General features: G+C 43.8%; 13 protein-coding genes. 7 read left to right on the forward strand and 6 right to left on the reverse strand.

The features are described from left to right. Both QXE01_08050 and QXE01_08055 read left to right on the forward strand, forming a co-directional pair. Nucleotides 1–1,698, forward strand: a 1,698-nt coding sequence (locus tag QXE01_08050; GenBank protein MEM4971186.1) for a glutamate synthase-related protein, incomplete at its 5' end; no start/stop codon positions are given. Next, nucleotides 1,695–3,686, forward strand: a complete 1,992-nt coding sequence (locus QXE01_08055; GenBank protein MEM4971187.1) for a glutamate synthase — start codon at nt 1,695–1,697, stop codon at nt 3,684–3,686. The genes QXE01_08050 and QXE01_08055, both read left to right, overlap by 4 nt. Nucleotides 3,687–4,377: 691 nt before the next feature. Here QXE01_08055 and QXE01_08060 read toward each other — a convergent pair. Next, nucleotides 4,378–4,605: an AbrB/MazE/SpoVT family DNA-binding domain-containing protein gene (locus QXE01_08060; protein MEM4971188.1), complete on the reverse strand. Its 228-nt coding sequence runs from the start codon at nt 4,603–4,605 to the stop codon at nt 4,378–4,380. Nucleotides 4,606–5,122: 517 nt separating this feature from the next. Here QXE01_08060 and eno point away from each other — a divergent pair. Further along, nucleotides 5,123–6,400 carry a phosphopyruvate hydratase gene (eno, locus tag QXE01_08065; protein ID MEM4971189.1) on the forward strand — a complete coding sequence of 426 codons (1,278 nt, stop codon included), beginning with the start codon at nt 5,123–5,125 and terminating at the stop codon, nt 6,398–6,400. Nucleotides 6,401–6,492: 92 nt separating this feature from the next. After that, nucleotides 6,493–7,929: a cysteine--tRNA ligase gene (gene cysS, locus QXE01_08070; GenBank protein MEM4971190.1), complete on the forward strand. Its 1,437-nt coding sequence runs from the start codon at nt 6,493–6,495 to the stop codon at nt 7,927–7,929. On the opposite strand, the gene QXE01_08075 is transcribed toward cysS, so the two are convergent. From QXE01_08075 to QXE01_08090, 4 genes are all read right to left on the reverse strand, one after another. Continuing rightward, on the reverse strand, nt 7,907–8,206 hold the full coding sequence (locus QXE01_08075) for a hypothetical protein (protein ID MEM4971191.1): 300 nt from the start codon (nt 8,204–8,206) through the stop codon (nt 7,907–7,909). The genes cysS and QXE01_08075 overlap by 23 nt on opposite strands. 59 nt (nt 8,207–8,265) lie before the next feature. Then, nucleotides 8,266–8,505 carry a hypothetical protein gene (locus tag QXE01_08080; protein MEM4971192.1) on the reverse strand — a complete coding sequence of 80 codons (240 nt, stop codon included), beginning with the start codon at nt 8,503–8,505 and terminating at the stop codon, nt 8,266–8,268. A 455-nt stretch (nt 8,506–8,960) separates the two neighbouring features. After that, the gene (locus tag QXE01_08085; protein MEM4971193.1) at nt 8,961–9,299 is read right to left on the reverse strand and encodes a transcription factor S; all 339 of its coding nucleotides are present in this window, start codon (nt 9,297–9,299) and stop codon (nt 8,961–8,963) included. Nucleotides 9,300–9,547: 248 nt separating this feature from the next. Beyond that, complete coding sequence (locus QXE01_08090) at nt 9,548–10,066, reverse strand: type 1 glutamine amidotransferase domain-containing protein (protein ID MEM4971194.1); 519 nt, start codon at nt 10,064–10,066, stop codon at nt 9,548–9,550. Nucleotides 10,067–10,187: 121 nt separating this feature from the next. Between QXE01_08090 and QXE01_08095 the strand changes: the two genes are divergently transcribed. Then, entirely contained in the window at nt 10,188–11,483 is a 1,296-nt protein-coding gene (locus QXE01_08095) for a hypothetical protein (GenBank protein ID MEM4971195.1), read from the forward strand. Nucleotides 11,484–11,756: 273 nt separating this feature from the next. Continuing rightward, entirely contained in the window at nt 11,757–12,941 is a 1,185-nt protein-coding gene (locus QXE01_08100; protein ID MEM4971196.1) for a hypothetical protein, read from the forward strand. Between the two features lie 54 nt (nt 12,942–12,995). Here the strand turns inward: QXE01_08100 and QXE01_08105 are convergent, their stop codons facing one another. Beyond that, on the reverse strand, nt 12,996–13,547 hold the full coding sequence (locus tag QXE01_08105) for a DUF998 domain-containing protein (GenBank protein ID MEM4971197.1): 552 nt from the start codon (nt 13,545–13,547) through the stop codon (nt 12,996–12,998). 422 nt (nt 13,548–13,969) lie between these two features. Between QXE01_08105 and QXE01_08110 the strand changes: the two genes are divergently transcribed. Then, nucleotides 13,970–14,865, forward strand: an 896-nt coding sequence (locus QXE01_08110) for a hypothetical protein (GenBank protein MEM4971198.1), incomplete at its 3' end; no start/stop codon positions are given.

The following is a 14,865-nucleotide window of genomic DNA, read 5'->3' on the forward strand; positions in this document are numbered from 1 at the left end:
ATGGGGATCGTTATAAAGATTGGGCAGGGTGCTAAACCAGGTATTGGAGGCCATCTCCCAGGATCAAAGGTTACCGAGCCCATATCACTTACCAGAAGGATCCCGGTGGGCTCTGATGCGATTTCTCCAGCGCCTCATCATGATATATACTCGATAGAAGATTTAGGGCAGAGGATTGAGGCTCTGAAAGAGGCTACTGGAAAGCCTGTATATGTTAAGGTAGCTGCGACAAACTATGTGCCATACATAGTTACTGGGATAGCTAGGATGGGGGCTGATGGGGTTATAATTGATGGTCATGGAGCCGGTACTGGTGCGACACCTATAATGGTTAGGGATAATCTAGGGATACCCATAGAGCTTGCTGTTGCATCTGCCCATGATATGCTAGTTAGGAACGGGCTTAGAGATGGTTTCTATATAATAGCTGGTGGTAGGGTCTCGAGTGCTTTAGATGCGGCAAAGCTCATAGCACTTGGAGCTGACGCTGTTAACATCGGAACAGCTGCTCTCATAGCTATGGGCTGTATAATGATACATAAATGTCATATAGGTAACTGCCCTGCTGCTCTAACAAACAAGATAGATGGATCCAGAGTTCTTAACCTAGAATTCGCCTTTAGAAACCTAGTAAACTTCATAAAAGGCTTCACCCTAGAGCTCTCAAATATCTTAGACGCCCTGGGTCTCAAGAGTGTAAGGGAGCTAAGGGGTAGAAGGGATCTTCTATATGGGGATGGGCTTCCAAAAAGGATCCTCGAGATCCTTGGAATCGATGGATCGATTAGAGATCCCCCATATAGGATAGGCGATATATGGAGTAGAAGAAGAATCTCTTACCTAGGAGAGCTAATAGCTAAGGGCGAGCCTGTAATAATAGGTATGGGGAGCACAGCACCCCCAGATGTTGAGAAGCCATATAGAATAACGGATTGGCTCAGAATAGATGGTGCCCAGGTTACCAGACCCCCGATAGATCCTTATAGGGAGGATGTGGAGCAGGGCTTCTACCTAGCAGGTGGAAGGCTATATATATCATCTCCAATATTCTTCGATGTTACAGATGGCGATAAAAACATAGTTTCTTCTATCAAGTGGGCATCTCTAGCACTTGGGGTGGGGCTCTTTGCACATACAATAGAGCCGTGGTATAGAGATATATCTATCACATCAGATCATACAGGTGTTGTTAGATGGAGTTACAAACCATCTACTGGGGTATATCTTGTTGTACCAGCATCTACTTCTAAAATAGAGGGGCTTCTCGAGTTAAAAGGGCTTCTGGGATATATTGTGGATGAGGATCTAGGGGATGAGGATCTGGAGGTGGTGGTTTCCGATCTAGATACAAGGTTGAAGGAGGCTGGTGCTAGGTATTCATATGATATTATAGCTAAATCATCCAGGCTAAGGGATCCTGGGGATGTTCTAAAACTCATACTTCTGGGAGCTGATAGCGTTATAATACCTGCGACAATACTTGAAAAAGCTATAGGCATAGGTAGTAGAGATGCCCTCGATAGGAAGGCATTCAACCTAATAGCTGGTATGAAAAAGGAGATAGCCTTAATAGCGGGTGCTGCAGGCGCCTATAGCCTTCAATCCACCTTTACAGGAAATAGAGAGCTTCTCAGAGCAGTAGCTCTCTCAGATACAATTGCTAATAGGATAAGGGTTAAGCAGGCTGGTAGCCCATGATAACCTATGAGCCATCTGGATGCGGGATCTTTGGGGTTCTTAGAAAGATATCGGCGCCAAAGATCTCAGGATCAGAGGTTCTCAGAGCTATTGAAAGGGTAAGATATAGGGGAAGTGATAAGGGAGCCGGTTTCGCTGTCTTTAATCTAGATCCCGGTGTAGATGGGGACAAATATAGAGTTAAGGTTTTCATAAATAGCGAGAGAGCTAATGTTGAGGATATAATTAATATATTTAAATATCATGGCTTGGGGATCGAGATCGGTAAGATCGAGAGTCTAAAAGGTCCTATATGCTCGTGTGAACTTTTTGTAAAGGCCGAGAATAGTGTTAAGATTAGAAGGGTTGTGAGGAAGCTTAATCAAAAGCTATGGTGGCATGGGCTAGGTAGGATCTATAGTGTTGGAAGATCTCTAGATGTGTTCAAAGGAGTCGGATTCCCCATAGATGTTGCTTCAATATATAATATCGAGGGTGTTGAGGGTGATATGTGGCTCGCCCATACTAGGCAGCCAACAAACTCCCCTGGGCACTACCCATACTGGTCCCACCCATTTGCAACAGAGGATCTTGCTGTGGTTCATAATGGCGATCTAAGCTCTTTTGGAGCTAACATGGAGTTTCTATCATCCCGAGGCTGGGGCGGTTTTGTTGGAACAGATAGCGAGGTTATAGCTATGCTCTTTGAAGAGCTACTCTCTGATGGTCTTGATATAGAGGAGGCTGTTAGGATTATGGTTAACCCCTCTAGAAGGGCTGATGCGTTAGATCCTAAAATCGATCATCTATATAGGAATGCAAGGCTCGACGGCCCTTTCTCAGCGGTGATAGGCTATAACTCAGGCGATGATCTCTATTTAATAGCGATAGCAGATAGATTCAAGCTCAGACCACTAGTACTAGGGGAAGATGGTGAGAGAATATATGTAGCGAGTGAGGAGAACCAGATAAGAGAGCTCAGCCCAAATGCTAAGGTGTGGACCTTAAAGCCCGGGGAGTACTTCATAGCTTCTCTCAAAAGGGGTGTAATTAGATATGGTAGGCCTTTGGAAGAGATTAACACATACTCCCCACCACCTGTCTTCGAGCCTGAGGGGGGTTTCGATATAGATGCAAGGTATCTAGGCTATAGAGAGCTTAACAATGAGATAGCAAAAGTGGCTTCTCATAGGAAAGTGGTTAGAGTTGCGAATGTCATGGGACATAGATATATAGGTATAAACCTCCCTAGGCTGGGTATAAGAGGTGTGAGGATAGAGCTCTACGGTGTTGCTGGTAACTGCTTAGCTAATCTGAATGAGTCAAACATATTCTACGTCTACGGAAATGTTGCGGATGACTGTGGCGATACGATGCATGGTGGAAAGGTGGTTATCATGGGAGACGCTAGAGATGTTCTTGGACAGGCTCTACAAGGGGGTAAGATCTTTGTTAAGGGGAATGCAGGCAACAGGGTTGGGGTTCAGATGAGAGAGTATAGGGATAAGAGACCATATCTCGTTGTAGGAGGCATAGTTGATAACTATCTAGGCGAGTACATGGCTGGAGGGGTTATCATGGTTCTAAATACGAAAAACCTTCCAGAGCCTGTGGGTAGCTATGTAGGATCTGGCATGGTTGGAGGCAGAATATATATCAGAGGTAGGGTATCACCATCCAAGATAGGGCTTCAACCGCCCAAGGTAGAGATGATTAGATTCCTGAGGGCAATGATACTCAAAGGCCTCATAAGCGAGGATCTATTAGAGGAGTTTTCAAACCTAGACTATATAGATCTAATCAATAGGCTTCCAGAAGAGGCTGCTAAATATGCCAGAAAACTCTATGAAGAGAGAATCGGCATGCCAACATATGAGTATAGAGAACTCTCAGAGGAAGAAGCCAAGGAACTTCTCCCCATTCTCACCGAATATAGTGAGGACTTCGGAAGCGATTACACAGAGTATATAGGCGATAAATATACAGTAATCACTCCTAAGAAAAGATAGCTGACTTCCCCCCGACCTAGAGGACGAGGATCTCAGTTGTAAATCCTATGTGAATAGAGATAAAAACCTGTCTTACAGCTGAAAGCATCATCCTTCAGGGCGGGGATGAAGGCTTATGCTTATTAGGCTTGGTGTCTGCTCATATCCTGATGATGAGTGTGTGTCTACACTACCTCGACGAGAGCTCAATAACCCCGAACAACATCAACCCCGATGAAAGGAGTAGAAGTAGACAGGATAGAGGTTAGGGGAAACCAGACCCGGCCCAGGGCTAAACCGAGCAATAGCTCGGGATGTAGCCCAAACCTCCCCGCTCTAGAGGGGGACCCTCGCTCCCTTTAGGGCGGGGAGGAGGCCAGTAATCATTACTCCTAGGTAGAGGGAGTCTGACGGTTTAAAACCATAGTCTAATAGGAGTTTTATTGCATGTCTGTATTCTTCTTCACCTAGGCTTATTATGTGTATATATGGGAGTACGTTTGATTCTATAAATGCTATTGTTATTCTTAGTGGGATGCCATACTTCTTTTTAGAAACATAGATTAATAGATTAGCTCATCGAGCACAAGTACATCGGTGTAGGGTTTATACCTAGTCAAGATATCTATATAGAAGTTCTCGTAAACGGTTCTAGCCCGTGGATCTGATACTGTATTGAGGTATGTGAGGTGTGGAGTATCTATGAAGACCTTCACTCCTCAAACTCCTCCTCAAGATAGATCTTTGCTAGCTCGCCAGGTCTAGGCTCTTTTCTCGCGGGGATATTCATTAGTTTTTCAACATGCCTCCTTAGGGAGTCTCTAAGCTCCTCTACATTTATATTCCTCTTAGCAGGCTTGATCACAATACCGTCTCTAATCTCGATAATAACCTCATCACCCTCATCGATACCAAAAGCCTCGCGAATAGCCTTTGGCAAAATATATAGCCCTTCCTTCCAACTCTCAATTTAAGGATCAAACTTGGTTCACCTATAATACAACCTAGCTAAGCCTGTATTAAGCGTTTCCTCTTAACATGAATACTTTGTCAGTAGGATCATATTATGGTACGAGAGCTTCTGACTCCCTTCTCCGCCCTGAAGAGGCTTAGCTTTTACTCATAAGGCTGATAATCTAATGAGTATCTTTCCGGCAGGTACGATGATTGAATAGACTCCAATGGGCGGCTGTTGAGCCCAACGGCACACGGCTCCCATCTAGGTCTAGCCCACCCGGGCTTAGAGCAGCGCTCCCATCACCCAGGCGGATTACCAATAATATGATAACCACCAACTTATATAAGCCTTTCCAACAAACAACAAAAAGAGTACTATCCCCAACAGAAAACCCCATCCTTCAAGGGGGTTGTTGAGCTAATACTATGGAGATTATCTTAGGTAGTTTCAAATGTGTTGAGGTCTTAAGTTGTAATAGGGTGGATATAGTGGTGATGTTATGGGTTCTAAGATAGAGGATCTGTTTGAGATCATCGGTGTTGATGCGATACAGGTGCTAGATTCTAGAGGAGATCCTACTGTGGAGGCTATTGTGAGGACAAGAGGAGGTGTTGGTAGGGCAATTGCCCCTTCTGGTGCCTCTAGGAGTAGTTACGAGGCGTATGACCTCAGAGATGGTGATCCAAGGATATATAGGGGAAGATCTGTTTTCAGGGCTGTGGAGAATATAAGGAGATATGTTGCTCCCGCCATCGTAGGGCTAGATTCCAGGATGCAGAGATATATAGATAGAAAGATCTTGGAGATCGATGGGACTCCGAACAAGTCAAGGCTAGGGGGAAATGCGACTACCGCTGTAAGCATAGCTGTTTTAAAGGCTGCATCAGATACAGCTGGCGAACCCCTATTTATCTATATAGGCGGGCTTGGGGCAAGAGAGCTCCCAATCCCAATGATGAATCTCATAAATGGTGGTGCACACGCTGGTAACGAATTATCTTTTCAGGAGTTCTTAATAGTCCCTACAGGCTTTGACAGGTTTTCAGATGCTTTGAGGGCGGGTGTTGAAGTCTACAAGGTGCTAAAGGATCTTTTGAAGGAAGCATATGGAGCTTCGAGCATAAATGTGGGTGATGAGGGGGGCTTCGCACCGCCTATGAGGAGTATATACCAGGCTCTAGATATTCTGGTCAAGGCCATATCTAAGAGCGGCTATACACCTGGCGGGGATATATATTTAGCTATAGATGCTGCTGCATCGCAGATCTATGAAAATGGTGTATATAGGGTTGATGGTAAAGCCCTCTCTAGAGACGAGATGATAGATCTATTTGTTGATATTGCTTCGAGATACCCGCTACTATCGATAGAGGATCCTCTGGAGGAAAACGATTTCGAAGGATTCTCAAAGCTATCGCAGAAGCTAAAGAAAACAATAATAGTGGGAGACGATCTGCTATCAACAAATGTAGAAAGACTCAGAATAGCCCTTGAGAAGGGCTCTATAGGAGGGGCCATTATGAAGGTTAACCAAGCAGGAACATATTCTGAGGCTGCTGAATTTGCTAGAGAGGCTATGAGAAGGGGTGTTTTGGTGATCACTAGCCATAGGAGCGGGGATACAGAGGATACAGCTATATCCCACATAGCAGTTGGCCTAGGAACACCCCTTATAAAGACCGGCGCGCCTGCTAGGGGTGAGAGAACCTCTAAGTATAATGAGCTTCTAAGAATAGAGCATTATCTTGGTGGGGAAGCTAGATATGCTAAGATCTAGAGATAGATCCACGTTATAGGGGAGGAGACTTTTTAGAAGATAATTTTAGATTGGAGAGGAGAACAATATTAGCTTTTCTACCTCTAAGTTATATGTGGAGAGGCGTGTTGAGGATCTATAACACTCTCAGCAAGACGGTGGAAGAGTTTATACCATCAAATCCTGGTTATGTGAAGGCGTATTTCTGCGGACCAACACCATATGATCATATCCATGTGGGGCATGCAAGGGCATATGTGGCATTTGATATTCTGAAGAAGACCTTAATGCTTAAGGGCTATAATGTGTTTCACGTGCAGAATATAACGGATATAGATGATAAGATCATAGCTAGGGCTAAAGAGATCAATATCTCTTGGAGGGAGCTCGCAGATCTATATACGAGGGAGTATCTAGAGCTGATGAAGGCTATGAGGATATCTATAGATCTACATCCAAGGGTTACAGATCACATTGGAGATATAATCAACTTTATACAGGGGCTAATAGATAAGGGCCACGCTTATGTAGCTAAAAGCGGATCTGTATACTTTGATGTCACAACATACTGGGACTATGGAAGGCTCAGTGGAAGAGGGAAGAGTGATGAGTGGAGGCAGGAAGAGGAGTTCCTCGCAGAGAAGAGAAACCCATTCGACTTTGCATTGTGGAAAGCAGCAAAGCCCGGCGAGCCTTATTGGGAATCCCCTTGGGGACCTGGAAGACCTGGATGGCATATCGAGTGTAGCGTGATGAGCTCTAGATATCTTGGTAGCGAGATAGATATCCACGGGGGTGGGCAGGATCTAATATTCCCCCACCATGAAAATGAGAGGGCTCAGAGCGAGGCTCTCTTCGGAAGATCTCCTTGGGTTAGATATTGGTTCCACGTTGGCTACCTAACAATCTCGGGGGAGAAGATGAGCAAGAGCCTAGGCAATATAGTGACTCTAAAGGATGCGATATCTAAATGGGGTGCTGAGGTGATCAGGCTCTGGATATTCTCTGCCAGCTATAGGAAGAATCTGGAGTATAAGGAGGAGTCGCTTGAGCAGGCTAGAAACACATATAGAAAGATCGTAGAGATATACCAGGTTCTAAGAAATATAGTGAGGGAGAGGGGGGTTGAGCATAGGCTTGAGGATAGGGATATAGAGATATGGGGTAGGCTATCATATGCTTGGAAAGGTTTTGTCGCCGCGTTAGAAGACGATCTAGATACTCCTAGGGCCCTTGCATATTTACATGAAGCACTATCGATCGCTGGGGGCGAGGTTATAGCCAGGGATAAAGGCTCTCTAGCCCTTAAGGCACTCTCAATCCTTGAGATGATGGACAAAGTGGTTGATATCCTGCCAAGGGCTGAGGCGATGCCCACAATATCTAAGATCGATCCTGAGGATCTGATAAGGCTGATAGTAGAGGTTAGACAGAGGCTAAGGCAGAGAAAGATCTATGAGGAGGCTGATTGGATCAGAGAGCAGCTTATGAGGCTGGGTGTGAAGCTCATGGATACAAAGGATAAAACTATGTGGGTTTATACTTCCTAGTCCTCCCCTCCTTAGTATTCCTCAGGGATCTCTCCACCTCTTCCTCCAGCCTGCTACCTATATCTAGATCCGGTGGAAGTGGGTCGCTGGAGAGGATGTTCTTCTCCCTAAGGAATTCAACCATATATCGAATATCTATGGAATCGATTTTAATGGGATCTATATGACCCCCCATCTTAGACCTCAGCCATGCTATGAATTCATCCAGAAGCCCTGCCTCTGTTATCATTGACACTAAATCTTCCCTTACAAGTCTCTTGAGATCCTCGCCAGACAATCCAAACACGCTCAGATTAAAAATAGGATTACGATGGATATATAGATTTTCACACATTATTACGGGAAGAGCATTGAGATCAATATTAGAGTGAAGCCCAGCAGAAACATTACCAGCCCAAAATAGTGGGGCTTTAACCTAAGAGCGAAAACACCAAACTTATATATCCCATATATGGTATAGGATATCACAACAGCACCAACAATGAACAACCCGATCATAAAGACAACACCCTTAGCGCTTGACAAAGTTTCTAAAGCCGTTCCCAGAATCGCCTCAACACCTGGGGGTAGGGCCATATTACTACACCGATAATCTCCTCTATATGAGATCTATATATAAACTCACACCCATATATCTAAATAGTGAGATGATGAGGGTTAAAAGCGGCGATAGATGAGCTAGCCCAGCTGGCTGACAGCTAGGATCTCTACGAGAAATCGATCTTCAATGCCTAAGAGGTTAAAGTTATATATGGAGCTTAGATTCCATCGAGCCTGATCTCTAGTTCCAAGCCCTCTACCTTCAACCTTACAGCTAAAGCCTCGTCCTTCTAGGGCGTAGGGGAGGGCAGTAACTTTTGGCGGGGCTTTTCATCGTTCATTATCTTTGACCTCTGCTTATTCAAGTTAACCCAGATTTTGGTTCTTCATTTCCACCGCATTATAGACCCTTATAAATGTTATGGTTAGGGATTTCATATAAATCACTATATATTAATACGAATCATAGATAGCAGGCAGAGGCTAGAGTTTTACTCGTACTCTCTCCAAACATGGCCGCATTTAACGCATTTGTAGAACCTGGTTGGAGGCTCATCGGCTCTTCTAGTCTGTAGGAACCAATATTCGGCCTCGTCATTGCCGCACTTGGGGCATCTAACATCCCTTGTTCTAGGTAAAGCCGTTCTAGGCTTATCGCTATCCAGCACTATTATCTTCTCACTTGGGTTGCGCTTAACCTTTGTTGAAGCTACGATTACGCTTTTGCTATTCTCAATTGTCTTTGTATAGCCACATCTAGGGCATCTAAGGCTGCCTGATTTCTCAGGCATCATTATGGATCCGCATTGTGGACAAAACATGTAGCTCATATCCATCACACCTCCTCTATATATTTGTCTTTATCCTACATCTTACAATATTATACACCCTATATTCGAATATAAGCTTTATCCCCTGAAGTAATTAGGATCTAACGATCAGTATCTTCGAAGCGCTTTTCACATATAGAAACTCAACTCTTTAGGGTGGTAGGGAGTTATCTTATATCATAAGGTTTAACATAGCTGGATATGTTAAAAACAGCTACCTTATTTAATACATCTATTCAATATAACAGCTAGATTATCTTCCTCTCTCTCAGAAGGGCTATAAATGTTCTCATCCATTCTGGCTCATCAGGTGGGTATCTTGCTGATACCATGTTCCCATCTACCACAGCTGGAGCGTCTATCCATATTCCGCCTGCAGCTATAACATCATCCTTTATGCCCCACCAGCTTGTAAGCCTTCTACCCCTCACTACTCCAGCACTTATAAGCACCTGTGGGCCGTGGCATATTACTGCTACGGGTTTATCCTCTTTGAAGAAGCTTCTCACAATCTCTAATGCCTCGGGCTCTAGCCTAACCCTCTCCGGAGCCCTTCCCCCGGGTATTACTAGTATGTCAAAGCTCTGTTTCAATGCTTCTCTGAATGATAGGCTGGCCCTTACCTTATATCCGTTCTTCCCGGTTATATCTCCTTGCTGGGGGGCTGCGATGATTGTTTCGATTCCAAGTTCCTGGAGTCTATAGTATGGGTAGAAGAGCTCTAGATCCTCGAACCCATCGGCGGTTATTATTAGAGCTCTAACCATTTAACCTCACCTCAGACATGCATGCTTCGAAGCTATTAAGCTTTAGCAATGATGCATTAGGGCTTATAGAACTGTCGCAGGGTTTTTACTCAACATGCTATTTATTAAATATGGAGCTTCCATGGAGAACCCTATATTCTACGTTGAGAAGATAGTATGGCTCTTGAAGAGGGGGGAGGTGGAGGAGCAAGCTATAAGAAGGGCTGGGGAGCTCATGGGCATGCCGACTAAGAGAGCCGATGTTCTGAGGGCTAGATATTCTGAGGTGTTCTCCAGGTTTGTTGAGAAGAGGTGTTGCAATGCTAACCCCCAATATAGTGTGTGTATCTATTCCTGGAATAGAAGGAGGGCATTCAAGGCTTTCCCAGTATCGATGTATGCGACTGGAACTGTAATTCTATTTAGAGGCGATGAGCCTGTGAAGGTTATGTCTAACCCATTGCCAAAGGCTCTCGACTATTCAGAAGCTCTAGAACATGTATCGCCAAACATAGTCCCGGCGTATGTCTCTGCCAGGGTTGATGGGTGGCAGGTGAATCTATATTTTGACGAGCTGCTAGGTAGATGGGTCTTCTCAACCAGATATGTGCTCCACAACATGTACTTTGTGAGGGGAAGCCTCAACATAGATCCTTATGGAGAGATCAGTAATCCAATAGTATCGCTAGCCGATACGATAGCTTCGAAGCAGGGGCTATATGATATGGTTAGAGGCTATGAGGGGTGGACATTCATCTTCTCCCTCCTAGGCCCTGAGCCAGCTATCACATCCCCTCCTTACCCTATAGCGCCTGACCCCTCTGAATATTCGTTATATCTGGTTGCTGCTAGAAAATCAGATGGAAAGCTGATCAATGGTGCTGAAGCCTCCAAGGAGATAGGCTGGGGTCGATATCCAGAGCCTATAGATGCTAAGAGCTTAGAAGGACTATATAATGAGATAAGAGCCTCACTAAATATAAGATCCCTCATAGCATGGATACCGAGTAACATCCAATCAGAAGATCCTATGCTTGTCGAGATACCCTCCCAATATTACTACGATGCTATGATGGTTAAACATCTAAACGATGCTAAGTCAGCCCTGATCCTATGTTCTGAAGAACTATGTGATCATCTGAAGAAGATCGTAGGTGGAGATATAGCTGAGAGGATAGAGAGAATTGGGAAGACATATAGAAGGCTATACGAAACACTATCACAGAGAGCACATGATCCAGAAGCGGTTAAGCGAATCTTAGAGATTATGAGATCTATTAGGGGTAGTGCGATAGATGAGGAGGAGATCTCTAATGAGCTATCTACAGGTAATTTTAAGAGAATAGCTAAGAAGATCCTGGCTCTTATATTCGAGGGGAAGTCCCTCGCATCAAAAGAAATAATAGATCTTATGGAAATGGTTGAGAGAATTGGCTGAGAACCACATAGGTTTAAATTAGCTCCCATAAGATCCTCAGCTGCTGGGATCTTTAGCGTAATCTTAATAAGCGTTTTTAGCTATTCTTGGTGGGGGTCTATTATTGAAGAGATCGTTGATCGAAAAGCTAGGGAATCGTTTCTAAGCCTTGTAAGGAGAGAAGGTATTGATGAGATTAGAGAGATAGATCCTCAGGATCCATCATGGCCATACCCCCCTATTATTAAGTTTGATGGGGTATCAATCGATCCGGATCTCCCACAAAATCTATATATAACAGATACAACCTTTAGAGATGGTCAGCAGTCGTTCAGAGCTCTACATGTTGATGAAGCTATAAAGATCTTCAGGGCTCTTGCTAATCTAGATAATGGGAGTGGTAGGATAATTAGGAGTGAGTTCTTCCTATACACAGCGAGGGATCGAGAGATCGTCAGAGCTATCAAGGGGCTTGGATATGGATATCCAAAGGTTATTGGGTGGGGTAGGGCCTCTATAGAGGATGTTAAAAGGGTTATAGATGCTGGGCTTGATGAGATGGTGATGTTGATGTCGATATCGGATATACATATTAGATATAAGCTCGGCCTGACAAGGGATAGAGCTGTTGCGAAGTATCTAGGGGCTGCTGAATATGCTATGAAGAGCGGTATAAGCCTTAGATGTAGCTTGGAGGATATCACCAGATCAGATATACCTGGTCTTGTGGTTCCATTTGTGAGGAGGCTTCTAAGGCTTAGCGAGAGATATGGTATAGATCTTGTGGTGAAGCTTCCAGACACAACAGGTGTGGGTGTACCATATCCACATGCCTCGTTACCATATTCCGTGCCTAAGATCGTGTGGGTTCTTAGAAGGGTAGTCGGGCTTAGATCCGAGCAGATCGAGTTCCACGGGCATGGAGACTACTACTTAGGTGTTGCAAATGCCCTAGCAGCTTGGATCTATGGTGCTTCAATAAACAACGGCACCCTCTTAGGGATTGGTGAGAGGGCTGGCAACGTGCCTATAGAGGCCTTGGTGCTGCTATATGCTAGGCTTAAGGGTGACTTCGGGGGTATGGATCCAAGGGTTATAGGATCTATAGCGGAGATCTTTAGAGAGATTGGCCACCAGATCCCGAGATACCAGCCAATAGTAGGTGATAACGCATTCTCAACAATGGCTGGGATACATATAGATGCACAGATAAAGAACCCAGCAACATACCTCTCAATGGATCCCAAGATAGTTGGGAGGGAGCCAAAGATCTTGATAGGCCCATACTCAGGAACATCGGGTATAGCCTATTGGATAAAGGCTAGGCTAGGGATGGAGGTAAGCAAGGACAGCGATCTCGTGAAGAGGACATATATGAAGATAATAGACCTATATAATAATGGAGCGAGAGACCCCCTAAGTGATAAGGAGATAGAAGAGATCGTGATACAAGAGATCAAAGCTAATAGGGCAGATTAGATTTTCAACATAGGTAACAAGGGATCTATGATCTAGATATTTTCCTAAACAAACTCAAGATCTCAGTGCATAGATAACAGCGAATATGGTTAGCAATATAATCTCATATGCCTCTAGAGATGCTGCTGAAGGCCACTTAAGCATATAACCAGCCAATGCTAGTATGAACAGCGTTAAAACAGATATCGAAAGGATCTTATCATCCCTCAATCTAGATATCCCATAGAATAGAGCTGCTAGGAAGGCTTGTATGAAGAACCATGTTGAGACAAATACATGTGGCCTCGTACCAGCTGGGTAGATCGCTATTAAGGCTAGGAAAACACCTGCTATCGATAGATATGAACCAGCTACCACTCCCACCCTAGATCTGGATGTGTATATCATGTGGATCGAAAGCGCCTCTAGAAATATTGAGGAAATTATGAGGCCTAGATTATAGATCCAAGCATTGCTAGCCCTGGGGCCACCTAGATCGCTAAAAGCATCTCTATAGAAGTCGAACCATCTATTAATACTTATAGATATTAATGTGAAAACCCAGAATGTTATTGAGGCAAGCACACCTGAATACCTTACCCATCTCCACCTAATATCAAAATACAAATATTAGAACCCCGGTATTCCCTATCTAATCTGATTTAAATCTTATTGGAAATCTTCTGTCATATTAACACCTTTACCCTTATTGTTATAGATCTAGATCTGATCCACTATGCAATAATCACTTTAGAAAAATAGTTTATCATACTAGTTATTTTGGTTTCTATTAGCCGGGCATGGCTAATGAGATATCATCGTGGTTTGAAATATTATTTAGTGCTGAGAGAAAGCGGTTTTAGCTGTAAACGTCTCTACATTTTCGACATAGAGAGATAGATTAAGGGTTTCGAATTCTATATACTTTGGTGTTTTGTGCTGCTAGCCAACGTAATTGCGGGCTTGACATGGTATGTGTTAGCTGTGATTATAGGTGTGGATATGTTAGTTATATCATTGGGATCCTCGGTATTGTCGGGTGATGTTAGTTGTTATTGATCGATCTCGCTTTCTTCTATATATTGATCAGTCTTAGCCAGCTCTGCTCCTTTCTACAGTCTCAGTTTATCGATTTTGGAGATGGCACAGGGTGTTTGGTAGAGTCACCTGTTGCTGAGAGCGCTACCTGCTATTTATCAACAAATTTCATAGCTAGCTATGTGTTGAGGGAGCTATGCGGGTTAGGGTCTATAGCTGATAAGGTAGATGCGCTATTATCGCGATACTCTCAATATTCGTTCTATGACTACTATCAGATCTTGTTATCTAGAGATATTCCATACCCATTTAGATTGATAAGCACAGTGGATGTAGCATCTAGGACTGTTGGAGATAAAAATATCAGCATAAAAACGGTAGTGGTTAGAGATGAGATATTCAGGGACTACTATGAATATGCTAACATGCTATTTTATGATAGTATAAGGAACCAGTTGAAAGGGGCATACAAGGATGTAGGTGATAGCTATTGGAGAGCTAGGAGAATGTTTGATGGAATAGGATTCGCTGATCGTGCATATGCCTCGCTAGGATATTATGAGACCTATAAGCTAGCTCTAGGGCTATATACTGCTAGGATGCTAGCTATAGATAGTGATATAGAGCTATTTAGAGATCTGCTAAACTCGATAGAACCATTCGCAATACTATACAACTCCAGCCTACGAGGTATTGGTGATTTAAATGTTGAGACAGCAAGCCTAACAGCTATAGCGCTTTACTCCGATCTCCCACTAAGAATACAGCAATCTAAGCCTACAACTCAGCAACCCTATTTAATCGATACACTAATTATCTATGGAGTAGCAGCTATAGCATCAATACTGATCATATACATCATACACAGGATCAGGAAATATCTATCCACCACATCGGGCTATAGAAG

It is taken from the genome of Sulfolobales archaeon (genome assembly GCA_038897115.1).
In the GTDB taxonomy this organism is placed as follows: Archaea; Thermoproteota; Thermoprotei_A; order Sulfolobales; family AG1; genus AG1.